This is a genomic window from Novosphingobium sp. KN65.2 (genome assembly GCF_001368935.1).
Classification (GTDB): domain Bacteria; phylum Pseudomonadota; class Alphaproteobacteria; order Sphingomonadales; family Sphingomonadaceae; genus Novosphingobium; species Novosphingobium mathurense.
Map to the genome: position 1 here is coordinate 44904 of NZ_CCBH010000143.1, position 25604 is coordinate 70507.

Below are 25604 nucleotides of genomic sequence, written 5' to 3' on the forward strand. Positions count from 1 at the left end.
CCGCTTCGGCGCGGTTCGTCGAAATCATGCTGACGCCGGACGGGAAAACGGTTTCGTCGCAAGCTGTTTGAGGTTATTCGCTCCTGCACAAGCGCATTGAGTCCGAAGAGGAATTGATAGCTGTGATGCTCTGCATGTCGCAGACCAAGGAGGGATGGTCCACGTTGCTTACCAGGGTTGCTGCAGGGATCGCCATTGGAGTGGTCCTGATCGCATTCGCGGCAAGTGCATGGGCGATCCTCACGCTGAGCAGCGCGCCTGCGCCGGTGCCCACGAAGACCGTGGTGCCCCTCGATCCCGTGGAGCAAACGGCTGAGGATCGCGCCAATCAGGTGATTACGAAGATCATCGAAGAGCGTCAGCCGGACCCGCCGAAGGCCGCTCCTAAACCGCAGGTGGCCGGTGCCGCCAGGAAAGTTGAGCGCCTTCCGGACACGACACTGAAGCTGAATTGCTCGCGGCTTCGCGACGCCTATTCGCCCGAAGAACTGAAGGGCATGAAGGAATTCCAGCAATTATGCCTCTGAAGAGCATTGTCATTGCCCTGTTTTTCCTGACTGCCTGCAAGACGACCGAGCCGCCGAAGGTTCTTCCTTCGCATCTCGATATCGAAGCCGTGGCGCAGGCAAAGCCGAAGCCGACGGCAGCGATCCTGACCGATCCCAAGGCCAACGACCTGTACAACCACGAGGTGGAGGCATGGGGCGATCGCATCCACGCCGCCGGCCTGCGCCTGTGCCGGTTCTACAAGGATCTGGGCGAGGCCGTTACCTGCGGTCCGGCACCGACTCCCGAAGCGCGCGAAAAGCCCGTTCATACCCCTTAGTTGCAAGCCGAACGGGTCAGTCGGACCGGTATCGAATGGCTTTCCGGCTCATACCGAATTGACGTTCAAGGCGCGGGAAAGATTGCATAGTCTTGGTCGGTTGAGTTCGGTGCCATCCGTTATGGGGCCCGGGCGAGCCTGGCTGCAGCTCGATCCTTTGCAGTCTTGATGCTGCAAGGGACACGCAAGACACATGGGGCCAGGCGATACTTCGAGTTCATCCCGTCCTCGTGAATTTGCGACCCTGGACCTGCTCCGGTTTGTGGCGGCGCAGGCTGTGGTTTTCTATCATCTGCTGTTCCTGTCCTGGGTGGAAGCGCCTGCGGCCGGGGGCATCGGTGCGGTAACGCGATCGGGGACACGCTTCGAAGCCGCCATCGCGTGGGCGAGCCTCGGATGGCTGGGCGTACCGGTCTTCTTCGTAATTTCCGGCTTCGTCATATTCATGTCGTGCGGCGACAAGACCCCAGGCCAATTCGCTATCGGGCGGGCCAAGCGCATTCTTCCCGGGCTATGGACCTTTTCCCTCCTGTCTGCCGCAGTGGTGCTGATGGCGGGGGTACTGGCGCCGGTCGAAGCCATGCGGCGCATGATGCGCTCCATGGTGCTTTTCCCCTTCGGGCCGTGGATCGACGGGGCGATATGGACGCTGGTGGCTGAAGCCATGTTCTACGCCTTGATAATTGCCGCCATCAGGTTTCGGTTGCTGGCGCACATGACCGCGCTGACTTCGGCAATCACCGGTTTCAACCTCGTATTCTGGAGCGGCATATTGCTCGCCGCATCGGGCCTTGTCGGGCTGGATGCACAGGCCATCGCGGACCTTGCCGCATCCTATCGGCTGAGCGTCACGCTGGTGACGACGAACTGCTTCTTCCTTGTCGGCATAGCGCTCTACCAGGTCCATGCGGGCAAGGACGTCGCGCGCAACCTGGCTATCTACGCGATCAATTTCCTGATCGGGATGGTTGTCGTCTACTTCTTCGCCCGGGCCAGCGTTGGCGTGGTCGAGTACGGCCAGAACGCGCACGTCGCCTCGATCGTCTGGGCAGCAGCGATCCTCGTGGCAAGTGCCGGTGTGATGCTCCCCGTCTGGACGACGCGCCGGTGGGCAGGTGCGGCCAAGGCCATGGGCCTGCTGACCTACCCGCTCTATCTCGTGAACCAGATCACCGGGGGCTACCTGTTCGGTGTGATCGAGCGCGCGACCCACAGCCCGGTGCTTGCAGTCGGTGCGGCCATCGTTTTGTGCAACCTGCTGGCCGGGGCGTTCAGCTTCGGAATCGAGCGACGGCTACAGTCGGCCTTGGGTGCAATACTGGAGCGCGCCTTGCGGCATTTCCGGCAAAGGCTGCGGCTTCCGGTCTAGGAGGAGGCTCAATCGCGCCAGAAGGCCCAGCGGTACCGGGGGCGTTTGCCTTCGAGCGCCTTGGCTTCGGCGCGGCGCAATTTTCGGGCCTTGCGTTCGTGTTTCAGCGCCGTTTCGCGAAGATGGCGTGCCGCCAGGGCGTCCTCGTGGCGGGCGGCCAGCTGGCGCGCATAGCGGGCGAGTTGTTCGTAATAGATCGCATCGCGAATCTCTTCCATCGCTCTGTAATATGCTCAGGATCGTTCGCTTGTGGAGTCTTCTCTTCAATTGCGACGCGTCCGAAGAAAATTGCGCGCAAGAAATCATGCGGATGACTGCGTGGTTATGTTCAAATCTGCGCAGTTCCCCTCTCGCAGCCGGAGGGGTGCATCTCGGCCTGAACGGACGGCATTGCGAAGCTATTGAGTGACTTCGCCCGGCCGTCCGCAGGGATCCGGACCTTGCTTAGCGCACTTTCCCGCGCTGGATGAGGTTGACGATGCCGAGCAGGATCACCGCGCCGACGAAGGCGACGAGCAGGCCGACGATCGAGAATTGCTGGACGCTGCCGACGATCCCGAACTGGTTGGCAACGAGATTGCCGATGACCGAACCGACACAGCCGACCACGATGTTCCAGAAAATGCCCATCGAGGCATCGCGGTTCATGACCTTGCTGGCCAGCCAGCCGGCAATACCGCCAACGATCAGTGCTATAATCCATCCCATATGAACCTCCTGTCAGTTTCAATTTAGGGGATCATCATTCCCGGCGCACGATCTTGCCCGCCTTGCCCCATTCGCGCATTAACTCGTCGGCTTGCTGCAAGGTTGCCATGAACGATCGGTATCTTTCGTCCATGCAGCCCGCGTTCCAGGCGATTTCGGTGGTGGTGGCGCCTTTTGTCAGGCGCACGGTGCCATAGGCCATGTCCGGCATGAACTGTTCGCAGTCCCGGGAATCGGGCGCCGGATCGGGAAGGTTCGACAGGATCGCGGCGATGCGGGCGAAACCGGAACTTCCTGCCTCGATCAGGTGATAGGCCGTATGCGTTGGAGCGCCGGTCTCGCTCGGGGTCTCGACGGGTTCAGCCCAGTTGCCGGTGCCGTCACGCCCGATGGTCCACGAGGATCGGGCCTGGCCCCAGGAATTTACTTCGAATGCGACGATGTCCCAGTTCGGGTTCCCGGCGCCTTTCGCGGATGTGGTCTTGGCAAGCGCTGACGAAGCCGGAACGACAGACAGGACTGCTGCCGCGGCAAGCGCGAATTGGCGGGTTCGGCCCGGGAGGGGAAGGCGGCTCATCGGTTGTGCGAGCTTGACGTCATGTGGCGCGTCTTCGCTTGGCAAGCCATATGAGAATGCCTGCGTTTATGGCAGGGGAAAGCAGTCCGACGGCAACCCCGGCGAGGCCCAATCGATCGCCAAGCAGGTTCCACGGCAAGCCCAATGGGATCAGGAACACGCCGGAGAGCGGGTCGGTCTCCTGGCCGAACCAGCCGAAAGTACCGATCAGGAAAATCAGCAGTGCAAAGGCATAAAGTGCCAGGAAAATACGTGATGCCCATCTCACGCCTGATCGCTCCTGCTTGCCCATCGGCATCGGTTGCCCATTTTGTCTAACCTCCCTCGACGAGTGCATCGACGATCACATAACTCTCCGGGCCGAACTGGATTGTGTTCCGGTCACCGTTCCGCGTGACAGTGAATTGCCAGCCGGCAGAGCCATCCGCCTCGGCGCTGTCGGCGCCATAAGGCGTGGTCCCCCGAAAGAAGATGGCGCGCTTCCTGCCATCAGGCCTGGTGACCTCGACGAGGTGTGTACCGTCCGGTCCCCAATGGCGTTTCACGCCCGCAAAGCAGCGTGAATTCGGGGGCTTACCCGCCATGCCGCACGGGACTTGTGCGGTGGCATGGTAGTCGGTCCCCGGGACCAGTGCATCTTCCGTGCCGGGCAGGGTCGTGGGTTGGGGTGAAGGCGGTCCCGAGGATCCGGCGACGAATGCGAAGACGGCGGTCCCGGTCATGATGGTCAGTCCCTTGCCCCCGGGAAGCAGCGTGAAACCCTTCGCGGCGGGCAGAGCCGCCGCCATTTCCTCTCCAAAGCTGGGAGCAGGGCATAGCGCTCTCGTGGCCGCAACGGGCCCGATCGTCAGGCTGCCGTTGCCCGACTGCAGGGGCCCGGCGGACCAGTTGGCATTGCCCCTGTTGCAGTCGAGCGTCAGGCTCAAGCTGCCGTCGCGATTGAAGGAGAGTGTATGGCGGGCCTGTAGTGCGGAAGTCAGTGCAGCCCGTCCGGCATTGCCGCGATCGATCGAGACGAGCCTCCACGACGTTCCGGCCAGGACATTACCGGCATCGGCATCCGGCATGGAAACCGGGGCGCATGAGGCGAGAGTGCAGGCTGCCATACTTGCGGCAATTGATATGCGGGCAGGCATGAATGGGTCTCCTTCGCCGCCGTGGCGGTTGCCGCACGGCACCGCCACACATCACCGTTACAGGGCGCCTTCGTCGCCGCCGTAGTAGACTTCGCTGATCTTGCCGTCCTTGCTGCCGAAGCATTGCCATGGGGCCTGCGCCCCTTCGACGTTGACATAGATCATCACGCCCGATTCCGCTTCGTCGATGCGGCGCGAGCCGATCACCTTGCCGCCGGTCATCTCGTTGACGCGGGCAAGGCACTTCGATTCCATGCCGCCGGGTGAGCGGATCGGGTCCTTCAGGGTCTTGGGCGCTGCGGCAGCCACGGTCTTTTCGACCGGACCGTTCTCACCCATGCCCGCGTTGGCATTGCCGGTCGGAACCGAGACGATGGTGATGGCACCGACCGAACCGGCGATCTTGCCGCCAAGGACTTTCGCGTCGCTCTCGCTGGGGCAACCGACGAGGATTGCGCTGTCGTCCAGCCAGTTGGAGGTCACGGCGCTCTCGCCAAGACGCCGACAGGGTGCGCCGCTGGCGGGGTAGCCGTCACCGATGACGACGAGGCTGTCGGGGAAGACGACGGCCACCTCACTCGCCGGTGCAGGGGTCTCGGCGCTGGCGGTCGCCTCCGGCGAGTCCGCGGATGATCCGCAGGCCAGCAGGGGCAGGGTCATGCAGAGTGCCAGGGACGTTTTCAGGGCAGTCTTGTTCGTCAGGCTCATGGTATCGCTCCGATAAGTTCGCACGAATTGGGAGGTTTCCCATGTCCTGCACCGCCCGGTGGTCGCCCGGTGCAGGACATGGGGGCCGGATGCCGTCAGCGGCACCGGGGATGCGAAACGATGTCGGAAGCAGAGTCCACGCGTCCGTTGACGGTAATAACCTGAAGGCATTGGCGCTTGGAGCGGTTGTACCAGACCGTACCGTAGCCGTTCCGGCCGGAATCGAATGTGTCGACCTTGCTGAAGCCGTTGATGCCAAGCTGGTTCTCCGCGCCGTCGCCCGCTGCGCCGACGAGGCGCTGGTACCAGGTCTTGCCGTCGGAGCCGCTCAGGTGGCCGGAACGGCACTTGGGATGAGTCTGGATGTCGCGGATATCCTCGATACGGCCATCGGCGACAATCACCTGGAGACACTGGTTCGACTGCTCACGCCACTGGATGCTGTAGCGGCCATTGCCGGAGGTGAAATTGTCGACCTGTTGGAAGCCGCGTCGCCCCAGTTCGTCCATCGCGCCCGCCGCCCGCGCGCCCTGGAGGTCCTGGAACTGCGCCACCTGGCTGTAGCCACCGCGATTGTGGTGGTGGCTCAGGTTGGCCTTGCGCTCGTCCACGCCCACTTCATAGCCACGGGAGTAGGGGTCCGAACGATTGTAGTTGTGATAACTCGCATTGTAGAGGCCGTCCTTGTAGCCCCGGTCGAATTCCGCCTGCTCCTGCTGCGAGTAATTTTTGTCGCCGTGATGATGCGACTTGCTGGCAAGGGCGGCGCCCAGGATTGCCAGCCCGGCAACAGCCCCGACAGCGGCTGCCGAACTTCCTCCCGAATGGCCGCAATCGCTGTCTTTCGCGTCGGTGATCGTCTCCACCGTGTCGTTGTAGACTTCCACGCGCACGCAGTTGTCGTCATGCTTGTTCCACCAGTAGCTGTAGACGTAGCCCTGCGAGTTCTTGTGGCTGCTGACGCTCTTGAAGCCTCGGTCTTTCAGCGCCTGTTCCGCCCCCCAGGCATCCTTTCCGTTGATCGACAGCAGCTTGTCAGCCTTCTCTGCGAAGGCAGGGGCGGAGCCCAGGATCGATGATGCAGTGATGGCCGTCGCCAGGAAGTAGGACAATGAGGTCTTCATGATGGCACCCTTTCCATTTTCCGTTATCGCCCGTGACTTCCTGCTCTTGGCCCTGGGGCGTGGCGGGAAGGTTGGAGGAGCAAGCGGCCCAACCGTCGTGAATTCGGGCGGGATCCCGCCTCCATCTGATTCCACTGAACATTGCCGACCCGGAGCATTCGATCCTTCGACAAGTCGAGGAGGGCCATTTGCACAATGCAGGCTGATGCCGTTCAAGATCGGTCGATCCGGTCAGCCGGATTTTCTGTGAAACTCGAAAATGATCGCTCCGCCCGATCTCCCAGCTTCAGATTTTCGTTGTTGTACAGGATGAAGGAAGTTCTCGTCCTGAGCCATCGACATATATTGACACTGCATGTGCAAATGGTGACATTACGTAGTCTTGTCTTTTCACCATCAAGTTGAGAGCCGTGAAGGACGAGTTGCTGCAAAGTTCCGTCATGTGCCGGGGCCTTTGCCCGCAAGCATGAGGTTGTCGTATGCTCGAGGCGAAGGCACAGGTCGGATCCGGCGCGGATGGATCGTCTGGCGATCGGGTCGATGATGCCGATGCGCGCGACAGGCCGTTCCACGAAGATGCGCACCGCGCAATTGCGACGATGGGGCCTGCGGCCGGGACACTGGTCTCGACCGGGGTCTGGCTCCACCTCGGCCATTGGATAGGCTGGCCCTGCTGGTTGACCGAAGGGACCACCCTGACGGGACGCGATGGCCTGCCGCCCGCCATTTCCGCAGCGGACGATCTGCTGGTTGCCGCCAATGTTGTCGAACGCATGGGAATGGCCGACCCGCTTCGGCGCGTGATCGAGCATGCAAGGCCGGCGCTGGGCCCGCGTGCAGCGTTGCTATACGTCAGCGCCCCCAATCTGGGTGAGGCGCTCGCGGGTATGTGCTGCGCCAGCAATACCAACCATCCGTACATGCACTTGGAGATCGTTCGAGGGCAGCGCGGCCTTGACGTTCATGTCGAACCGAAGGTCGACATGGGGCGTCTTGCCGATTTCCTGATGCCGCTGGCCGCGTTGACGCTCTGCAAGGTCGTGGAATCCATCGCGTCGGAAAGGATGGAGGCGGTCGAATTGCGCACGAGCCTTGGCGCCACCTGTGTGCCGCCCGCGTTCTGGTCGAACATACGGTGCAGGGTATCGGCAGGATCGGCGGTGAATAGACTGCGCATTCCGGCGGAACTGGCCGATCTGCCCAATCCCGAATCCGATCCGACCATGTGGTTGCTCGCGCAGGAAAACTTTCGCCATCAGGCGCAGGCGCACCCCGGCGGCTCCCTCACGGTCCGCGTTCGCAAGCGGGTGATGCACCTGCTGGCCCACGAAGGGCAGGCGCCGCGCCTCAAACAGATCGCGGCGGAACAGGGTCTGTCCTCACGAACGATCATCCGGGCGCTGTCGGACGAGGGGACGACATTCTTCGACCTTGTCGAACAGGAACGGCGCAAGCTGGCCGCCGAACTGATCGCCAATCCCTTGCTGAGCCTCGATACAGTGGCGACCAAGCTGGGCTTCAGCGACAAGTCCAGCTTCGGTCGGGCCTTCCGCAAGTGGTTCGGCACGCCCCCGGGCCACTTGCGCGAACGTGCCGCGATGAAGGCAGTGCGGGTGTCCCACTCCGCCGCCGCGTGCAGCCTCTTGCTGCCCATCTACGAGCCGGCACTGAACCTGTTCTGACTTCGCTGAATGCGGCGGCGTCCTGCGTTCTGAAAACGCCAAAGGCCCGGGCAATCCTTGCGGGGGGGTAGGGCGAGGATGTCCGGGCCTGCGGAACTGGGATTCTGACTGCGGGGTCGATCCCTTTGGATAGCCCGCTTGTTAACATCACGGGTTAACCTTAGCAATAAAGAAAAAGATATTTGATTTTATTGGTAATTTAATTTCGCAATTGCGGTAATGTTTACATACCCATCGCCGATGGCATTACGTGTGGGCTGTTCCGTCAAGGTGTTCCGACCCGGGACTGTCCGATCAAAGGGGCCCTATGCCCCCGCAGATATGGGGAAAAGTCCAGGGTGAAGATGCTTGTTGCATGGCCTGTCGTGATTTCGATTACGAATGGCATCGGATCGGAATTTATTCGCAGGTGCACGATCACTTGGGGCGCCGAGAATTGCCCGGGCTGTTGCTTTTGACCGTTTCGCTGACGCGAGGTTGGTTTGCGGCTTGCGAAGGTAAGCTATCGGGACTGCCGGATCGGCTTATGCTTCTCGCAATCGGCGGTTCGGTGCTGACGAGAAACTTGGTCGATCTTCGCTGAATAGGCATGACAAGGTTTTCCGGTTCCTCCACAATCGCAATGCCGTTGCTTTGCTTGCATCCTTAGAGGATGGGCTTTGGCTTAATTCGCGTTCCGAAATGGGGGTAAGGTATGCAGGATGTGGGTGATTTCATCGACTATTATCAGCTGCTGCAAGTCGATGCGGGCTGTGACGTCGAAGTCATCTCTCTTTCCTACCGGCACTTGGCCAAGAAGTATCACCCGGACCATCCGAAAACCGCAAATGCGGCTTTGTTCAAGCAAATTGTCGAAGCCTACAATGTCCTGAAAAGACCCGATAAACGGGCCGAATACGATGTTGTGTACCAGGCCAATGTCGGATCTCCGACGGCACACCAGCGCCTTGATATCGGCATCGATGAGAAAGTGGCGCTATCCGACGCGGAGATGCAGCGTAATATCTTGTTGCTGCTGTACAAGAGAAGACGAAGCAGCGCTCTCGACTGCGGGGTTTATGGGTTCCATATCCAAACGTCGTTCGGGTTATGCGACGATCTTCTGGACTTCCATATCTGGTACCTCAAGGCGAAGGGGTTCATAAACATGAACGAGCAGGGGATGCTGGTCATTACCGTGGAAGGCATCGACCACGTCATATCCCTGCACCAACCCCGACCGTCAGAAAAGTATCTGATGGCGCCAGCCAGCGATCGAGACAGCTGAAGCATCGCCGCCATCCGTGGTGCGACCAAAGGGCAGCTCTTTCCGGTAGGAAGTCGGTGTGCTTCCTGTGGAAGCTGTCTTTTCGGGAAAATGGTGCCGCAGAAGGGACTCGAACCCCCGACCCCAACATTACGAATGTCGTGCTCTACCAGCTGAGCTACTGCGGCGTGCCTGGCGGTCCGATCATGGTTCGGACCGAGGACAGGGGGCGGCCTTTACCGGGGCGAATGGGTTCGTGCAAGAGGGTTTGCGATATCGTTTTGCCATCTGCCTTTGCAGCGCGCGAACGGGGGCCTGTCACGACTGTTAGCTGCCGGAACTGAAGGGCCGGCCAGACGAGGCGATGGATTGCGGAACGGGACCGGGAGAGAGGGACACTTCCCTCCCGTTCCCGTTCCGCGTTCCCGTCTCTGCGTCCTGCCTTGCGGCAGGATGAGTGACGGGAACGGTCACCTCGTGAATGACATATCTCGCGGGCAGGAACCCGGAGGGCCCGGTCAGGAACGAATCTGCCCGGGCGCCGATGTCGCGCGTAATAGTATTGCTCGGGCGGCAAGTACAACTGAAATATTACAGTTCCGAGACCGGTCTTGGCCAAAGCCCGTGGAACTGATCGAGCCTTCTTAACCAAGCCGGATGATATGCAGGACTACTGGATCGGCGAGGTGCTTATGCTCGCCGATGGAAATGTCCGGGCGCACAACCGTCTGCGGGGCGGGCTTGTTCGGTATGGCCGCTTCATCGGCCGGGGCCGGACCGGCCGTTGGGAGACTGAATTGTTAGCCGCGGATCTCGGTCAGGCGGCGTTCCCAGGCGAGGGCGTGCTCGACGATGGTGGGCAGGTCGGCGTAGCGCGGCTGCCAGGGCAGGGTGGCCTTGATCCGCCGGTTGTCCGAAATGAGGGAGTCCGGATCGCCGGCGCGGCGGCCTTCCAGGCGCCGCTCGATCGTCCGGTTGGTCACGCGGTCGACGGCATCGAGCACGTCGAGCACGGAGAAACCCTTGCCGTAGCCGCAGTTCATCGTCAGCGAGCGTCCGGGCTGCGCGATCAGCGCCTCGAGCGCAAGGACATGGGCATTGGCAAGGTCCGACACGTGAATGTAGTCGCGCACGCCCGTACCGTCTGGCGTGTCGAAATCGGTCCCGAAGACGGCGACGTGGCTGCGCTTGCCGAGCGCGGCTTCGACGGCGACCTTGATGAGGTGCGTGGCCCCGGCGGTCGACTGGCCGGTGCGGGCCTGCGGATCGGCGCCCGCCACGTTGAAGTAACGCAGCGCGCAGTAGTTGAACGGGTGCGCCTTGGCGACATCGCCCAACATGATCTCGGTCATCAGCTTGGACGTGCCGTAGGGATTGATCGGCGCCTTGGGGCTGTCCTCGGTTACCGGCGAGACTTCAGGGATCCCATAGGTGGCCGCAGTGGAGCTGAAGATGAAGTGCGGTACGCCGGCCTTGACCGCCGCATCCATCAGTGCGCGGCTCTTGGCTGTGTTGTTGTGATAGTACTTGAGCGGATTTTCGACCGATTCCGGCACGATGATCGATCCGGCGAAATGCATGATCGCCTTCGTGCCCTGCTCGGCGAAGATTCGGGCAAGCAGTTCGCTGTCCTCGATATCCCCTTCATAGAAGGCCACCCCCTCGGGAATGGCGAAGCGGAAACCCGTCGTCAGGTTGTCGATCACGGCCACCGGCCAGCCTGCATCGACAAGGGCGAGCACGGCATGGCTGCCGATGTAGCCAGCGCCGCCGGTGACGAGGACGGGGAGTTTCTGGGTCATGTTCAGGCTGTCCGGAGATTGGCGTCGGTCGAGACGATGAGATTGAACTTTATGGCTTGCGGGCCATGGCATATGGTCCATGTTGCAACGCGTCAAACCTCCAGATAGTGAAGCGTCCACTTCGGGGCATTCCGTCCCGGTCATCCACCCCGATCAGGTCTCGGCCCGGCGCCGTTGCGCTTTTCAAAATGGGAGCAAGCATGGTTTCGCAATACCCGACGGTCCTCGTCACCGGTGCGGCTGGCTTCATTGGCGCCGCCGTCGCGGAAGCGCTGATGGCGCGCGGGCAGCCGGTGATCGGCATCGATTCCATGAACGACTACTATCCGGTCTCGCTCAAGGAGGCCCGCCGCGATCGCCTTGTCGCCCGGTTCGGCAATCTCTTCACCTTCTGCAAGCTCGACTTCGCCGACATGGCAGCGACGCTGGCCGCGCTGGCGCCTCACGATTTCGGCGCGATCGTCCATCTGGGCGCCCAGGCAGGCGTGCGCTACTCGCTGGAAAACCCGCAGGCCTACGTCGCCTCGAACCTCGCCGGCCATGTCAACATGCTCGAGATCGCGCGCGCCCGGCAGGTCGGGCACATGGTCTATGCCAGCTCCAGTTCGGTCTACGGCGGCAACGAGAAGCTGCCCTTCGCAGTGGAAGACCGCGCGGATCATCCGGTTTCGCTCTACGCCGCGACCAAGAAGGCCGACGAGCTGATGAGCGAGACTTACGCCCACCTGTTCCGCATTCCGCTGACCGGCCTGCGTTTCTTCACCGTGTACGGTCCATGGGGTCGGCCCGACATGGCCATGTGGAAGTTCACCGAGCGCATGCTCTCCGGACGCCCGATCGACGTCTACAACCATGGAGAGATGCAGCGTGACTTCACCTATATCGACGATATCGTCGGCGGCGTCCTCGCCTGCCTCGATCGTCCGCCTGCCGACGACGGGCAGGCAAAGGCCGGCGGCAGCGTGAAGCCGCACGCCCTCTACAACATCGGCAACAACCGCAGCGAACGCCTTATGCGCCTGATCGAGGTTCTGGAAGATGCCTGCGGCGTGAAGGCCGAACTCAACCTCCTGCCGATGCAACCGGGCGACGTCCCCGCTACATACGCCAACATCGACGCCCTGACCCGCGACACCGGCTACGCGCCGACAACGCCGATCGAAATCGGCGTGCCGCGCTTCGTGGAGTGGTATCGGGGGTATGTGGGCGCCTGATCACAGGCGCATTGGGCGAAGGCTCACGCCCCGGCGGGGAATTCCCCTCCGGGGTGTTCGCGTGCCTCAGGCGCAGTTGAAGTGCGCGACGATCTTGCGGTCCAGCGGTTCCTTGAAGCGCAGGAACAACTGGCGGGCGGTCTTGCGGATGGCGGTCGCGGGGAAGGGGCCGATGGCGCCGATCCACAGGGAGCAATCGCCATCGTTCAGGGCCGCGGGAGCGTCGATTTCGAGGTCGCAGCCCGAATCGGCGAGGCTGGAGATCCGCACGCTTGCGCATGCGCCAGAGTGAACGCATTCGCCGTAAACAACCGTATTCATTGCCTGCACTCTGCCCGTCAGCCGGGCCCTCTCGTTTCAAACCGGTCACGGGTCAGGCGCTTGGGCCTGCCCGATTCCCGTCATCGATGTTGCGAGAGGATAATCGCTTTTGAGGTCAGTTCGGTTTCACTGGTGTGTCGAAATCGTGATGGGCACCGCAGTGCGGGCGGCAGGCTGAAGTCGAAGCCCGCCGCTTTACGATCGTCTGCGGTCAGGCGGCCTTGTCGTGCACCTTGTCGCCGTTCGTGCCGTTGCCGCCGATCTGGCCGAACAGGGCCGTGACGAAATCCTCGCGCCAGCGAAGGACGTCCTCGTCGCGGACCGAAGCGAGCAGCGCGGCATGGCGCTGTTTGCGCTCGCTCAGCGGCATGTCGAGCGCGCGCTTGATCGCCTCGCTGACGTGTTCGATCGAATGCGGATTGACCAGCAGTGCCTCGGTAAGCTGCTGGGCCGCGCCGGCGAACTGCGAGAGGATCAGGACGCCCGGGTCTTCGGGGTCCTGAGCCGCGACGTATTCCTTGGCGACAAGGTTCATGCCATCGCGAAGCGGCGTGACGAGACCGATGTCGGCAGCGCGGTAGAACCCGGCCAGGTGGCTGCGCGGATAGCCGCGGTTGACGTAGCGGATCGGCACGAAGGCGACATCGGCATGGGCGCCGTTGATGTGCCCGGTCTTGCGCTCCAGATCCTCGCGAATCTGCTGGTAGCTGGCGACATCCCCGCGCGAGGGCGGGGCGATCTGCAGCAGCACGACATTGCCGGCCTGGTCCGGGTGATCCGTCAGGAAGCGACCGAAGCTTTCGAACCTCTCGCCCAGCCCCTTGGAGTAGTCGAGCCGGTCCACGCCGATCATCAGCTTGCGGCCGCGAATGCTGGCCTTGAGGCGCTCGTAGGCCTCCTGTGCTTCGGCGCTGCGGGCCCCTTCGACGAATTCGTCGTAGTCGACGCCGATCGGGAACGCCTTGGCGATGATCTTGCGGCCCTGGTACTCGACCGTGCCATCGTCGGTGATCGGCAGACCCATCTCCTTGCTAACGTAATGCATGAAGCTTTCCAGCCATTCCTGGGTCTGGAAGCCGATCACGTCATACTCGAGCATCGAGGCGACGAGCCGCTCATGGAACGGGAGCGAGACCAGCAGGCGCGTGGGCGGCCAAGGCGTGTGCAGGAACAGGCCCATGCGGTTCCGGATGCCCTTGCGGCGCAGCATCGAGCCGAGCGGGAGCAGGTGGTAGTCATGGACCCAGACGAGGTCGTCCGGTTCGATGAGGGGCAAGACGCTGGTGGCGAAGCGGGCGTTGACGCGCTCATAGCCCTCGCCGAAGCTGCGGTCGTACTCGGTCAGGTCGATGCGGTAGTGGAACAGGGGCCAGAGCGTGCGGTTGGCGTAGCCGTTGTAGTATTCGTCGATGTCCTGCGTTTCGAGGTCGATGGTCGCGGTCGTGACATCGCTGATCCGCTGCATGTTGAGGTGACCGGTGAATTCCTCGGTCTCCTGCCCGGACCAGCCGAACCAGATGCCGCGATGTTCGCGCAGCGCCGAATTGAGCGCCACGGCAAGCCCGCCCTGGGCGCCCGCAGCACCTGCCGCCTTGGGCACCGAAACCCGGTTCGATACGACAATCAGCCTGCTCATACTTCAGTCCCCTGTGACGCCCCCGGGCGCCGATCGGTCGCGACGCGTCAGCGCCAGTCCCGCCATGACCGCGACAGTTGCCCGGCGCAGTTTATGATACCGACAAGCGAATAGGTCTGCGGGAAGTTCCCCCAGAGCTCGCTCGTCTCGAAATCCATGTCCTCCGACAGAAGGCCCGACTTGGTGCGATGGCCGAGCATGGCCTCGAACAGGCGCCGGGCTTCCTCGTCCTGGCCGCTGCGGTGCAGGGCCTCGATCAGCCAGAACGTGCAGATGTTGAACGCCGTCTCGGGCAGGCCGAAGTCGTCCTCGTTGGCGTAGCGCAACATGTGTTCGCCCCGGCGCAGGGACTTCTGGACCGCCTGCAGCGTCGACTGGAACCTGGGGTCGTTGGCATGCACGAAGCGCAGTTCGACCATCTGCAACAGGCTGGCGTCGAGCTGGTCGCCGCCGAAACTGGCGACATAGTACCCACCCGCGCCGCCATCGTCGAGGTCGGGGCCTTCCAGCCTGTACCACGCGCCTTCGTCGATGTTCTTGCGGATCGTGTCGGCCCGTTCGCGCCAGAGCTTGTGCCGTTCATCGAGTCCAAGGTGCTGGGCGGCATTGGCAAGGCGGTCGCAGGCGGCCCAGCTCATCACGCTCGAATAGGTATGGACTGCGGTGCGGGTGCGTAGCTCCCACAGGCCCGCGTCGGGCTGGTCGTGGGTCTTCCACGCCATCTCGCCCACTTCCTCGAGGCTTTCGAAATCGTCCATGTTCGCCATGCGCAGCAGGCGGCGGTCGGAGAAGGCCTGGATGGATGGCAGGACGATCTGGCCGTAGCAGTCGTTCTGGATCTGGTAGTAGGCGGCGTTGCCGACGCGCACCGGGCCCATGCCGCGATAGCCGGAGAGGTCCTTGGCCTCCCACTCGATGATTTCCTTGGCGCCGCTCACGGCATAGAGCGGCTGGATCGCACCTCCCTCGGCGTCGTCGACGATGTTGCGCAAGTAGGCGAGGTACTTTTCCAGCACGTCGAGCGCGCCCAGGTGGTTGAGCGCCTGCACGGTGTAGTAGGCGTCGCGGATCCAGCAATAGCGGTAGTCCCAGTTGCGCTGGCTGTTCGGCGCTTCGGGGATCGAGGTGGTGAGAGCCGCGACGATCGCACCGGTTTCCTCGTGCTGGCACAGCTTGAGGGTGATCGCGGCGCGGATCACCGCATCCTGCCAGTCCATCGGGGTGGCAAGGCCGCGCACCCAGTTGGCCCAGTAGGCCTCGGTCAGCTGGCACATGGTTTCCAGCTCGTGCTGGACGTTCCCGGCAAAGGGTTCGTCCGGGCCGAGGAAGAAGTGCATCGGCCGTTCGAGGCGGAAGTAGCGTTCGTCGAGGACGTAGCCGATCGGCGCATCCGTGGTGAGGCGCAGGGTGTTGCGTTCGACCAGATAGCGGATGTGGTTGGAGCCATGGGTGATCTGGGCCAGCTGGGCACCATAGCCGCTCATCGGCGTGAGCACGACCTTGATGCGCGGGGAGCCGTGGACCGGACGCACGATGCGGGCATAGGCCACCGGGCGGTAGGTGCGCCCGGAGCGCTGGAACCGCGGGCAGAAGTCGATCACATCGACGACGCCGCCGTGAACGTCCTCCAGCCGGGTCACCAGTATCGGCGTATTGCGCATGTAGTGCTGGCTGATGGAGACCTGTTCCTCCAGTTCGAAACGCCAGGTGCCCGCGTCCTGCCCCTCGTCACCGCGCAGGAGCGCGCAGAAGGTCGGGTCGCCGTCGACCCGCGGGACGCAGCCCCAGACGATGGCGCCGGATTCGTCGATCAGACCGCTGACCTGGCAATTGCCGATCGGCCACAGTTCCAGCGAGCTCATGCGGGGCGTTCTCCTGCTTTTCCTGCATTTTCGGCATCGGGTGTCATTCCGGCTGTGCCGGCCGGACCTTCGGCGAGGGCGCGGGTGAGCCACGCGTGGACCTGCTCTACGCTCTCGAGCCGCCAACTGGCCGCCGTTTCGCGCATCGGGCCGACCAGGATGCCTTCGCCGCCCATTGCGGTGACGGCCCTGAAGGCATCTTCATCGGTAACGTCGTCGCCGATGAAATAGGGCGTCGCGCCGGCAAAGCGCGGCATTTCCATGAAGCGGGCGACGGCGCTGCCCTTGTCCGATCCGGGCATGACCACTTCGACGACCATCTTGCCGTCCTTGACGTCGGCGCCATGGGCTTCGGCAAGCTCGCGCGCCAGGGCGAGAAGCGGGGTGCGCATATCGGACCGCCCGCGATAGTGCACAGCCATCGAGAAGGGCTTGCGCTCGACGAGCAGTTCGCCGTTGTCGCGGGCGAAAGCGCCGAGCGGGCGGGCGATCGTTTCGGGCAGCGGATCGGCAAGCGGGTGGATTTCGGCACTGCGGCAAGGACGGAACTCGCCGCCGTGGGAGCCGGCCATGGCGACGTCGACCGGGCCCAGCAGGCGGTCCAGCGCCTCGAGCGCACGGCCGCTGACGAGGGCCAGGCGGCCTTCGAGTTTCTCGCCCAGCGTCTCGATCAGGGTGGGCAGGGCCTTGGCGATCTCGACATGGTCGGGATGGGCAGCGATATCGACGAGGGTTCCGTCGAAATCGAGGAAAAGGGCGGCCTTCGAGGAAAGGCGCAAGGGGGGCGGCTGGGACAGGTCGTCGGGCGACGATCCGCGCAGCGCCAGCTTCAGGCTGTCGCTTTCGTCTGTCATCGCTATGACCTTTGCATCATCTGGCACACAGGCCAACCCCCAGCTCCTCAAAAATGCCGCTTTGCAGCAACGATCGGGCGAAAGGCCGGTTCCCCGGTTGAAATGCCCGGTCGCGGTCGCCATTGTCCGCGCGCTGCGAACCGGGCGGCGCCGATCCGGTTCTTCTGTCCATTCATGCCAAAGACACGCGGGGAGGCACCGATCCAGACGCTCGAGACCATCAGTACGTTCTTTGCAGGCCAGCCGGCCGCCTATGCTCTCGTCTCGCTGGCCGGACTGCTTCTTGTCGCTTGGTTCGCCAACTGGCTGGCCAAGAAGCTGGTCGTGCGGCCGGTGACGATCATGATAGCGCGCACCCCGCTGCGCAACGAGGCAAACGACGTGCGCAAGCTCGTCACCCACCTCGCGAACGTCGTGCCGGCCGTCATCCTGCATCAGGGAATCGCGGTCATCGCGGGCCTGCCGGAGCAGGCAGTCGTGCTGGTGCAGGTCCTGTCGCAAGCCTTCATCATCTTCACCCTGGCGCGGGCGCTGTGCGATCTGCTGGAACTGGCCAACGATGCCTATGAACTGAAGCCAGAGGCGGCGAGCCGGCCGATCAAGGGCTATCTGCAGGTCGCCAAGATCCTGATCTATGCCGCTGCCTCGATCCTGATCGTCGCGGCGCTGATCGGCCAGTCGCCACTGCTGCTGCTGTCCGGTCTTGGCGCGCTAGCCGCCGTGATCATGTTGATTTTCCGCGACACGATCCTCTCGCTCGTCGCCTCGGTGCAGTTGCGTTCGAACGACATGCTGCGCGTGGGCGACTGGATAGAGATGCCGCAGCTCAATGCCGACGGCGACGTGATCGACATCGCGCTGCACACCGTAAAGGTGCAGAACTTCGACAAGACCGTCACGACGATCCCGACGCACAAGCTGATTTCCGACTCCTACCGCAACTGGCGTTTCATGCGCGAATGGGGCGGGCGGCGGATCATGCGTTCCCTGCTGATCGACCAGACGACCATCGATTTCCTCGGTCGCGAGCAGTGGGAGGACTTGCGCTGCTTCATGCTGCTCGAGCCCTACATGGCCGCCAAGGACAGGGAGCTGGCCGAATGGAACGCGCAGAATGCCGTACGCGATGGGGAGGATGACCGCCCGGTCAACCGCCGCCGCCCGACCAATGTCGGTACCTTTCGTGCCTATATGCTCGCCTATCTCGAAGCCCACCCGCGCATTGCCAGGCGGGGGACGACGATGGTTCGTCAGCTCGCGCCGACCGAGAAGGGCCTGCCGCTGGAAATTTACTGCTTCACCGACACCGTCGACTGGGCGGAGTACGAAGGCATCCAGGGCGACATCTTCGACCATCTCCTTGCAATCCTGCCGCAATTCGGCCTGCGCCTGTTCCAGCATCCGAGCGGCCGGGACCTCGCCGGGCTGGGAGAGCCGTTGCGGGAACGGATGGCGCCATTATCGATGGAATAAATGACGCTTGAGTGTGCCGCTGAGTAGTTTACCGGATCTTTCCCTGCGCAAGGTGCAAGTGTAATTCCAATGCGCCGGTTGCAACCTTGCTAGGACCGGCTTTACTCGCGACACACGCTTTTCCGTCATTTCAGAGGCCCATGCCCACGATCGTTCCAGTCATTTTGTGCGGAGGCAGCGGTACGCGACTGTGGCCGCGCAGCCGTGCCGCCAAGCCCAAGCCGTTCCTGCCGCTGGTAGGCGAGCAGACCCTGTTCGAAGCCACGGTCGCGCGATGCCCCGCAGCCGCCGGTTTCGCCGGGCCTATCGTCGTCACCGGCGTGAAGCACCTCGATCATGTCGAGGCGCAGCTCGGTGGGCGCGCCGATGCCCGGGTCATCGTCGAGCCGGCGGCGCGCAACACGGCTGCGGCCATCGCGCTCGCGGCCCATCGCCTGCCGCAGGACGCGATCATGCTGGTATGCCCCAGCGACCATCATATCGGCAGGCCGCAGGTCTTTGCCGAAGCGGCGCTCAAGGCCGCGGCGCTGGCGGAAGAGGGCTGGCTGGTCTCCTTCGGGATCGAGGCGACCGCGCCGGAAACCGGCTTCGGCTATCTGAAGCGGGGCGAACCGATCGACGAGAGGGGCTTCAGGACAGCGCAGTTCGTCGAAAAGCCGGATCTGGAGCGGGCCAAGGCCTTCCTGGCAGACGGCAGTTACGCCTGGAATGGAGGCATCTTTGCCTTCCGGGTGAGTGATTTCCTCGCCGAACTGGCGGCGCATCGCCCGCAGATCGCGCAGACAGTGCGCGAATCCGTCGCCAAGGGCCGGGAAGAGGGGGCACGCTTCCACCCCGACGCCGAAACGTTCGCTGCGACGCAAAGCGATTCCGTCGACTACGCGGTGATGGAAAACACCGACCGTGCGGCCATGGTCCCGGCCGACATGGAGTGGTCGGACATCGGCAACTGGCAGGCCCTGCACGATGCGCTGGAGCGTGACGGCAACGGCAACACCGTGCGCGGCGCCGTTGCCGAACTGGTCGATTGCCGCAATGTCCTGGTGGACAGCGATGGCCCGCGGGTCTCGGTCATCGGGCTCGAGGATGTGATCGTCGTCGTCGATGGCGACGACATCGTGATCACGACGGCCGCAGGCGTGCAGAAAGTCGGCAAGCTTTCGGGCGCGGTCAACCAATAGTCGAGTACTCCCATGGTGCGCTTGCGGACGCAATCGCGCTGCGCCATGCACATGACACCCTGTTCCGGCATGGCGTTCAATCGCGCCTGCGCGAAGGCCGGACCATGAAAGGTTTGAGATGAAGAAAATCGTGGCTTTCGATCTCGACGGGACTCTGGCCCTCAGCAAGCAGCCGCTTACCGACGAGATGGCGCAGGCCATGGCCGATCTTCTCGAGGTCGCCCAGGTTGCGGTGATTTCGGGCGGTGACTGGCCGCAGTTCGACAAGCAGGTGGCCAGCCGCCTGCCCGGTCATGCCGACCTCTCGCGCCTGTGGATGCTGCCGACGAGCGGTGCCAAGCTCTATGTCCATCGCGAAGGTGGCTGGAACGCAGTCTATGCCGAACTCTTCAGCGACGAGCAGAAGCAGGCCATCCTTGATGCCTTCGATGCCTCACTCGAAGCGACCGGATTCGTGCCCGAACAGACCTGGGGTGAGCGGATCGAGGATCGCGGCAGCCAGATTACCTTTTCCGCGCTCGGCCAGCAGGCTCCGCTAGAGGCCAAGGAAGTCTGGGATCCCGATTTCGCCAAGCGCAAGGTGATCCAGGCCGACCTGATCCAACGCCTGCCCGGCGTTTCGATCAATCTCGGCGGCGCGACATCCGTCGACGTAACCCAGCCGGGCGTCGACAAGGCCTGGGGCCTGCGGCGCCTGTCGGAACATAGCGGCGTTGAGGAGCGCGACATCCTCTTCATCGGCGATGCCATCTTCCCGGGCGGCAACGACTATCCGGCCAAGGCCATGGGGCTCGACACGATCTGCGTGCGTGATCCGGCCGATACCGCCAATGTCATTGCCGCCATCGTGTCCTGCCAGAAGGCGATCTGACAGCGCCGGGCAGGATGACCGGTCAAGGGCGGCTGCGGCCGTGAACGCGGAGGCCCGATGCCGGCATTCTACCTGACATTCCTGGGTGTTCTCCTCGCGGGGTTCGGTGCGCGGGACCAGGTCACGATCGCCGGGCTCACGGCACGGCAGGGGCAACGTCCGGGTGTCCTGCTGGTCACCCTGGTTTGCACCGGCCTGACTTCGGCATTGGCGGCATGGGCGGCTTCGAAGACGCTTCCCGTCCTGCCGCCGCCGGCGCGCGCGATCTTTGCGGGGATCGCGATCGGTCTCGCCGGTCTGGAATCGATGATCCTGTCGCCGCGTCGCAAGCCGAAAGAACCGACCAATTCGCTCGGTGCGCTCGGCCTTGTGCTGGCCGCTGCGCAAGTGACGGACGCGGTTCGGTTCCTGATATTCGGCCTCGCCGTAGGCTTGGGCGCCCCCTTGGCGGCAGGCTCCGGCGGCCTGCTTGGCGGCCTTGTCCTGTCCATCCTTGCATGGGCGGCGCCCGGCGTCCTCGATCGACCACTGGCGATGCGCGGGCGCCGTATAGTCGGAGCCGTTCTGGTGCTTGTTGCCCTTGTCGTTTTCCTGAGGGAATTCGGGCTACTGTGATCGGAATATCCGATTGAACCAAGTCTTTTAATACGCGTTTTGGATTATACATTGTGTCCAACATACCAGCACGAGGGACAACCATGACTTCCAAGGACAACGTACAGGCCGCTCTCATCGACAGCCTCAACGGGCTGCTGGCGGATACTTTCGCGCTCTACGTGAAGACCAAGAACTTCCACTGGCATGTGAAGGGTCCCCAGTTCCGCGACCTGCATCTGCTGTTCGACGAACATGCGACGGAAATCTTCGCGCTGACCGACCTCGTGGCCGAACGCGTGCGCAAGCAGGGCGGCAAGACCCTGACCAGTCCCGATGCGATCTCGGCAAAGACCCGCATCAAGCCGCAGGATTCGACCGACCTCGACGCGATGGCGATGGTCAGGGAACTGCGTGACGACAATCTCGCCTATGTCGAGCGACTGCGCGAAGTGAAGGCCGCTGCCGGCGAAGCGGGCGACAATGCCACCGACGGCATCGTCGACGACTGGACCGATCAGGCCGAGCAACGCGCCTGGTTCCTGCGCGAAATCCTCGCCTGACGGAACGCTGGCGGGCGGCGCTCCAGGTCGCCGCCCGCAGGCAGTCCTTTTCCGGGAAGCACAAAAGCTCCTTCTACCCCCACGACAAATTACTCGCGCGCTGCTAGAGCGCGTCCATGCCCAAGATCCAGATTATCGAGAACGCCGACGACAAGGCGATTGCCGAGTGGTTCGCGCAGCGCCTGCTGGCGGCACTGTCGCTCACCTCCGATGAAATCGCCATCACCGTGCCGGGCGGATCGACGCCGTTTCCGATCTTCGACCTGCTGGCGAAGATGGACCTGCCCTGGCACCGCATCGCCGTTTGGCCGGGGGACGACCGTATCGTCGAGGAGGAACACCCCGCTTCGAATATCGGCAAGATCCGCGCCCGTCTCGAACCGGTCGGGGCGCAGATCGTGCCGCTGACCGAAGACGCCCAGCCGCCGCATTTCGCCATCGCCTGGCTTGGCATGGGCGGTGACGGGCATATCGCCTCGCTGTTTCCGAACACCGATCCGCAGGTGAACGATCGCCATGCCGTTCGCCGCCTGACGCCCGACCCGCTTCCGCCCGAAGCCCCGTTCGATCGTGTGAGCCTGACGATCCCCGCGCTGCTCGACAGCGATGAGATCATGTTCGTCATCCGCGGTGCCGACAAGCGAGCGGTCCTCGACGGCGCGATAAAGGGGGAGCACGATCTTCCGGTCGCTCGCCTGTTGGGTGCTGCCCGTCACAAGGTGACCTGCTTTTGCTGACGCGATTGCCGGCGCCGCTGCACCGCGGACTATACCGGCTGGCGCATGGCGTGCGGCGCATGCTCTGGACGCTTCGCCGACCGACGGTGGAGGGTGTTCGCGTGCTGGCGTTCAATGCCCAGGGGCACCTGCTGATGCAGCGCCACTCGTATGGCTCGGACGACTGGATGTTCCCCGGCGGCGGCATGGACAGGGGTGAGCATCCCCTTGCCGCATCCGAACGAGAGCTTCGTGAGGAAACCGGCTGCAGGCTCACCGGTGCGCGGGAGATCCAGACGGTGGTCGAGGACCTGTTCGGCGCCACGAATATCGTCCATGTCGTGATCGGGCGAACCGACAGCACGCCTGTGCCCGACGGTCGCGAAGTCATCGAGGCGGGTTTCTTCCCCCTCGATGCACTGCCCGAGCCGATGACGCAGGACCTGCGGCAGGGCCTGCAGGTCTGGATGGAAACCTACAGGCGGGCATCCGGTCAGGGCACACCGACCTTAAAGTAATTCCCCGGATGGGCCGGGGTAAGAGGGTCAGCCTCGGGATTTCAGAGAAATGACAACTGCCCGTCTTTCGCTTCCTTCGCGACGGCTTCTTCGCGTTCGAGGGCGGAGAGGGTCAGGCCCATCAGCCGGATCGGCTGGGGCAGGGGCATGAGGTCTTCCAGCAGGGCGCGACCGATCTGTCCGAACTCTTCCTTTCCGGTCACGAAATGGGGCAGTGATCGGGCGCGGGTGATCGTCCGGAAATCCGCGTAGCGCAGCTTCAGGGTCACCGTGCGTCCGCGCGCCTCGGCCCGTTCGATGCGATCCCAGACGATGTCGATGATCGAATCCATCGTCTCGCGCAGCGCATCAGACCGGGCTATGTCCTCGAAAAAGGTGCGTTCGCCGCCGACCGACTTGCGCGGGCGATTTGCGCGAACCTGCCGCAGGTCGACGCCGCGGGCGGCGCGGTAGAGGTATTCGGCAAAGCTGCCGAAATGCTGGCGCAGGAAGTGGATGTCCTTTTCGCGCAAGTCTGCACCGGTTTCGATGCCCAGTCGCGCCATCTTCTCGGCCCCGCGCGGCCCCACGCCATGGAAGCGCCGCACTGGCAGCATGGCGACGAAGGCGGCACCTTCGCCGGGACGGATCACGCACAGGCCGTCGGGCTTGTTCTGGTCGCTGGCGAGCTTGGCGAGGAACTTGTTGTAGGAAACCCCGGCGCTGGCAGTCAGTCCGGTTTCGGCCTTGATGCGGCGGCGGATTTCCTCGGCGATGCGCGTGGCCGAGCCCAGGCCCTTGAGGTCGGCAGTGACGTCCAGATAGGCCTCGTCGAGCGAGAGCGGTTCGACATGCGGCGTGTACTCGTGAAAAATCGCCCGGATCTGCTGGCTTACCGCGCGATAGACCTCGAAGCGGGGTTTGCGGAAGATCAGGCCGGGGCATTGCCTTGCCGCCCGCGCTGAGGGCATGGCGGAGCGTACCCCGAACTTGCGGGCCTCGTAACTGGCCGCCGCCACCACGCCGCGTCCGGAGGAACCGCCGACCGCGACCGGCTTGCCGCGCAGATCCGGGTCGTCGCGCTGTTCGACGCTGGCATAGAAGGCATCCATGTCGACGTGGATGATCTTGCGAAGCCCGTCGGCCTCTTCCTCGCCGTCTGCCGATTCTCCTTCATGCGATGACATGGGGGACGATATAGGCCCGATAACGGGCAGGATGCCATCGTCCGTTAGAATTTGCTGGCAAGGAGAAAATTCTTGCTGCAATGCGCAATGCTATGTCGACCCCCAAGGCAAAATCGGATCAGGTCCCGATCTCCGGCGTGGAATTCGTGGTGCTGCTCGCCTCCTTTCAGGCGCTGCAGGGGCTTGCGATCGACGTCATGCTGCCGGCGCTCGGGGCGATTTCCTCCGATCTCAAGCTGACCGATCCCAACGATCGCCAGCTCATCGTCGGCGTGTTTCTCATTTGCAGCGGCCTGGGTTCGCTGATTCCCGGCTCGATGGCCGACCGTTACGGCCGCAAGCCGGTGCTTGCCTTTTCCCTGTGCGCCTACGTTCTGGCATCGCTCGCTTGTGCGGTAGCATCGGACTTCACGATGCTGCTGGTCGCGCGCGGTCTCATGGGCGCCTTGAGCGCTGCCCTGATGGTCATGCCGATGACGATCATCCGCGACCGCTTCGAAGGCGACCAGATGGCGCGAATGCAGTCGCTGGTGGCCATGACCTTCATGGTCATCCCGATGATCGCGCCGATGCTGGGCCAGACGGTCATGATCTTCGCCGGGTGGCGCTGGATCTTCGGAATCATGGCGGTGCTGGGTACGGCCGTGATGATCTGGATGCTGCTGCGCCTGCCCGAGACGCTCGATCCTGCGCATCGGCAGGAACTGCGCCCCGTCGTCATCCTGCGCAACATGGGCTCGGCACTGACCGTGCGCGAATCGATCGGCTATGTCATTGGCATGGCGCTCGTCCAGTCGGCGATGTTCGGCTACATCAACAGCGCCCAACAGTTGGTCGGCGAGCATTTCGGGGCAGGCCTGATGTTTCCGATGATCTTTGGCGGCATGGCGCTGGTGATGGCCGTGGCGAACTTTGCGAATTCCCGCATCGTCGAACGTTTCGGTGCACGGCGCGTCTCGCAGTCCGCGCTGATTGCCTACATCGTCGCCGCGGCGGTTCACCTAGGTATTGCGATGAGCGGCTCGGATACCTTGTGGGTCTTCGTACCGCTGATGACCTTCAGCATCTGCATGATGTCGTTCATCGGCGCCAACTTCCAGTCGATCAGCCTGCAGCCCTTCGCCCGCACTGCCGGGGCAGCATCATCGATCATGTCCTTCATCCGCCTGCTGGTCGGTGCCTCGCTCGGCTCCCTGATCGGTCAGGCATACGACGGGACGGCGAGGCCGATCTTCGCCTCGATGCTGGTGGCCGGCATCGTGTCCTTCGCGGCCGTTCTCTATTCGGAACGCGGAAAGCTGTTCCGCCGGCTCAACTATCCGCCGGGCTACTACTCTCCGGGCAAGCGCCCCTGACAGGCGCCTTGGGATAGCCCTCGCAGGTCATCGCACACGAGGAGCGCTCGACAGCAACACGGTTGCTGGCCCGCTTCGGGGCAGGCACTGTCCACCTGCAAT

The 25604-nt window shown here is 63.2% G+C and carries 27 protein-coding genes and 1 tRNA gene; 14 read left to right on the forward strand and 14 right to left on the reverse strand.

Going from position 1 to position 25604, the window contains the following annotated elements; translation table 11 throughout:
* Window positions 1-134 precede the first annotated feature (134 nt).
* The 3 genes from SPHV1_RS08440 to SPHV1_RS08450 all read left to right on the forward strand — a co-directional run bounded on the left by SPHV1_RS08440 (window position 135) and on the right by SPHV1_RS08450 (window position 2195).
* The gene (locus SPHV1_RS08440) at window positions 135-527 is read left to right on the forward strand and encodes a hypothetical protein (protein WP_231634590.1); all 393 of its coding nucleotides are present in this window, start codon (window positions 135-137) and stop codon (window positions 525-527) included.
* A complete protein-coding gene (locus tag SPHV1_RS08445; RefSeq protein WP_054945597.1) occupies window positions 518-826 on the forward strand; it encodes a hypothetical protein in 309 nt (102 codons plus the stop codon). The genes SPHV1_RS08440 and SPHV1_RS08445 overlap by 10 nt, the downstream gene beginning before the upstream one ends.
* Before the next feature lie 193 nt (window positions 827-1019).
* Window positions 1020-2195 carry an acyltransferase gene (locus tag SPHV1_RS08450; protein WP_054945598.1) on the forward strand — a complete coding sequence of 392 codons (1176 nt, stop codon included), beginning with the start codon at window positions 1020-1022 and terminating at the stop codon, window positions 2193-2195.
* 8 nt (window positions 2196-2203) lie between these two features.
* On the opposite strand, the gene SPHV1_RS08455 is transcribed toward SPHV1_RS08450, so the two are convergent.
* From SPHV1_RS08455 to SPHV1_RS08485, 7 genes are all read right to left on the reverse strand, one after another.
* Complete coding sequence (locus SPHV1_RS08455) at window positions 2204-2413, reverse strand: hypothetical protein (protein WP_054945599.1); 210 nt, start codon at window positions 2411-2413, stop codon at window positions 2204-2206.
* 226 nt (window positions 2414-2639) lie between these two features.
* Complete coding sequence (locus SPHV1_RS08460; RefSeq protein ID WP_054945600.1) at window positions 2640-2903, reverse strand: GlsB/YeaQ/YmgE family stress response membrane protein; 264 nt, start codon at window positions 2901-2903, stop codon at window positions 2640-2642.
* A 34-nt stretch (window positions 2904-2937) separates the two neighbouring features.
* The gene (locus tag SPHV1_RS08465) at window positions 2938-3480 is read right to left on the reverse strand and encodes a hypothetical protein (RefSeq protein WP_054945601.1); all 543 of its coding nucleotides are present in this window, start codon (window positions 3478-3480) and stop codon (window positions 2938-2940) included.
* A 19-nt stretch (window positions 3481-3499) separates the two neighbouring features.
* The gene (locus SPHV1_RS08470) at window positions 3500-3778 is read right to left on the reverse strand and encodes a hypothetical protein (protein ID WP_054945602.1); all 279 of its coding nucleotides are present in this window, start codon (window positions 3776-3778) and stop codon (window positions 3500-3502) included.
* Window positions 3779-3794: 16 nt separating this feature from the next.
* On the reverse strand, window positions 3795-4616 hold the full coding sequence (locus SPHV1_RS24355) for an META domain-containing protein (RefSeq protein WP_156367288.1): 822 nt from the start codon (window positions 4614-4616) through the stop codon (window positions 3795-3797).
* Between the two features lie 57 nt (window positions 4617-4673).
* Window positions 4674-5324: a hypothetical protein gene (locus SPHV1_RS08480; protein ID WP_054945603.1), complete on the reverse strand. Its 651-nt coding sequence runs from the start codon at window positions 5322-5324 to the stop codon at window positions 4674-4676.
* A 95-nt stretch (window positions 5325-5419) separates the two neighbouring features.
* Window positions 5420-6448 (reverse strand): hypothetical protein, encoded by a 1029-nt coding sequence (locus tag SPHV1_RS08485; RefSeq protein WP_197277684.1) that lies wholly within the window; start codon window positions 6446-6448, stop codon window positions 5420-5422.
* Between the two features lie 479 nt (window positions 6449-6927).
* Here SPHV1_RS08485 and SPHV1_RS08490 point away from each other — a divergent pair, with 479 nt between their 5' ends.
* Together SPHV1_RS08490 and SPHV1_RS26040 are read left to right on the forward strand one after the other, a co-directional pair.
* The gene (locus tag SPHV1_RS08490) at window positions 6928-8130 is read left to right on the forward strand and encodes an AraC family transcriptional regulator (RefSeq protein WP_054945604.1); all 1203 of its coding nucleotides are present in this window, start codon (window positions 6928-6930) and stop codon (window positions 8128-8130) included.
* Between the two features lie 694 nt (window positions 8131-8824).
* Window positions 8825-9397, forward strand: coding sequence for a DnaJ domain-containing protein (locus tag SPHV1_RS26040; protein WP_054945606.1), 573 nt, complete (start codon window positions 8825-8827; stop codon window positions 9395-9397).
* A 91-nt stretch (window positions 9398-9488) separates the two neighbouring features.
* On the opposite strand, the gene SPHV1_RS08505 is transcribed toward SPHV1_RS26040, so the two are convergent.
* Both SPHV1_RS08505 and galE read right to left on the reverse strand, forming a co-directional pair.
* Window positions 9489-9564: transfer RNA gene (locus tag SPHV1_RS08505), tRNA-Thr, on the reverse strand.
* 612 nt (window positions 9565-10176) lie between these two features.
* A complete protein-coding gene (galE, locus tag SPHV1_RS08510) occupies window positions 10177-11178 on the reverse strand; it encodes a UDP-glucose 4-epimerase GalE (RefSeq protein ID WP_054945607.1) in 1002 nt (333 codons plus the stop codon).
* Window positions 11179-11378: 200 nt separating this feature from the next.
* Here galE and SPHV1_RS08515 point away from each other — a divergent pair, with 200 nt between their 5' ends.
* Window positions 11379-12392, forward strand: a complete 1014-nt coding sequence (locus tag SPHV1_RS08515) for an SDR family NAD(P)-dependent oxidoreductase (protein ID WP_054945608.1) — start codon at window positions 11379-11381, stop codon at window positions 12390-12392.
* 66 nt (window positions 12393-12458) lie between these two features.
* On the opposite strand, the gene SPHV1_RS08520 is transcribed toward SPHV1_RS08515, so the two are convergent.
* From SPHV1_RS08520 to otsB, 4 genes are all read right to left on the reverse strand, one after another.
* Entirely contained in the window at window positions 12459-12713 is a 255-nt protein-coding gene (locus tag SPHV1_RS08520) for a hypothetical protein (RefSeq protein WP_054945609.1), read from the reverse strand.
* Window positions 12714-12924: 211 nt separating this feature from the next.
* Window positions 12925-14349, reverse strand: a complete 1425-nt coding sequence (gene otsA / locus SPHV1_RS08525) for an alpha,alpha-trehalose-phosphate synthase (UDP-forming) (protein WP_054945610.1) — start codon at window positions 14347-14349, stop codon at window positions 12925-12927.
* 47 nt (window positions 14350-14396) lie between these two features.
* On the reverse strand, window positions 14397-16211 hold the full coding sequence (locus SPHV1_RS08530) for a glycoside hydrolase family 15 protein (protein ID WP_054945611.1): 1815 nt from the start codon (window positions 16209-16211) through the stop codon (window positions 14397-14399).
* Window positions 16208-17065 (reverse strand): trehalose-phosphatase, encoded by an 858-nt coding sequence (gene otsB / locus SPHV1_RS08535; RefSeq protein WP_054945612.1) that lies wholly within the window; start codon window positions 17063-17065, stop codon window positions 16208-16210. The genes SPHV1_RS08530 and otsB overlap by 4 nt, the downstream gene beginning before the upstream one ends.
* A 174-nt stretch (window positions 17066-17239) precedes the next feature.
* On the opposite strand from otsB, the gene SPHV1_RS08540 reads away from it, so the two are divergent.
* The 7 genes from SPHV1_RS08540 (at window position 17240) to SPHV1_RS08570 (ending at window position 22981) form a co-directional block, all read left to right on the forward strand.
* Complete coding sequence (locus tag SPHV1_RS08540; protein WP_054945724.1) at window positions 17240-18538, forward strand: mechanosensitive ion channel family protein; 1299 nt, start codon at window positions 17240-17242, stop codon at window positions 18536-18538.
* Between the two features lie 140 nt (window positions 18539-18678).
* Window positions 18679-19719 carry a mannose-1-phosphate guanylyltransferase gene (locus tag SPHV1_RS08545; protein WP_054945613.1) on the forward strand — a complete coding sequence of 347 codons (1041 nt, stop codon included), beginning with the start codon at window positions 18679-18681 and terminating at the stop codon, window positions 19717-19719.
* 118 nt (window positions 19720-19837) lie between these two features.
* Window positions 19838-20590, forward strand: coding sequence for an HAD-IIB family hydrolase (locus SPHV1_RS08550; RefSeq protein WP_054945614.1), 753 nt, complete (start codon window positions 19838-19840; stop codon window positions 20588-20590).
* Between the two features lie 57 nt (window positions 20591-20647).
* Window positions 20648-21205 (forward strand): hypothetical protein, encoded by a 558-nt coding sequence (locus SPHV1_RS08555; protein ID WP_054945615.1) that lies wholly within the window; start codon window positions 20648-20650, stop codon window positions 21203-21205.
* An 83-nt stretch (window positions 21206-21288) separates the two neighbouring features.
* Window positions 21289-21747 (forward strand): Dps family protein, encoded by a 459-nt coding sequence (locus tag SPHV1_RS08560; protein ID WP_007011987.1) that lies wholly within the window; start codon window positions 21289-21291, stop codon window positions 21745-21747.
* Between the two features lie 116 nt (window positions 21748-21863).
* Window positions 21864-22484 (forward strand): 6-phosphogluconolactonase, encoded by a 621-nt coding sequence (locus SPHV1_RS08565; RefSeq protein WP_054945616.1) that lies wholly within the window; start codon window positions 21864-21866, stop codon window positions 22482-22484.
* Between the two features lie 59 nt (window positions 22485-22543).
* Entirely contained in the window at window positions 22544-22981 is a 438-nt protein-coding gene (locus SPHV1_RS08570) for an NUDIX domain-containing protein (protein WP_054945617.1), read from the forward strand.
* 41 nt (window positions 22982-23022) lie between these two features.
* On the opposite strand, the gene dinB is transcribed toward SPHV1_RS08570, so the two are convergent.
* The gene (gene dinB, locus SPHV1_RS08575; RefSeq protein ID WP_054945618.1) at window positions 23023-24147 is read right to left on the reverse strand and encodes a DNA polymerase IV; all 1125 of its coding nucleotides are present in this window, start codon (window positions 24145-24147) and stop codon (window positions 23023-23025) included.
* Window positions 24148-24227: 80 nt separating this feature from the next.
* Here dinB and SPHV1_RS08580 point away from each other — a divergent pair, with 80 nt between their 5' ends.
* Window positions 24228-25502 carry a multidrug effflux MFS transporter gene (locus SPHV1_RS08580; RefSeq protein ID WP_054945619.1) on the forward strand — a complete coding sequence of 425 codons (1275 nt, stop codon included), beginning with the start codon at window positions 24228-24230 and terminating at the stop codon, window positions 25500-25502.
* Window positions 25503-25604 lie beyond the last annotated feature (102 nt).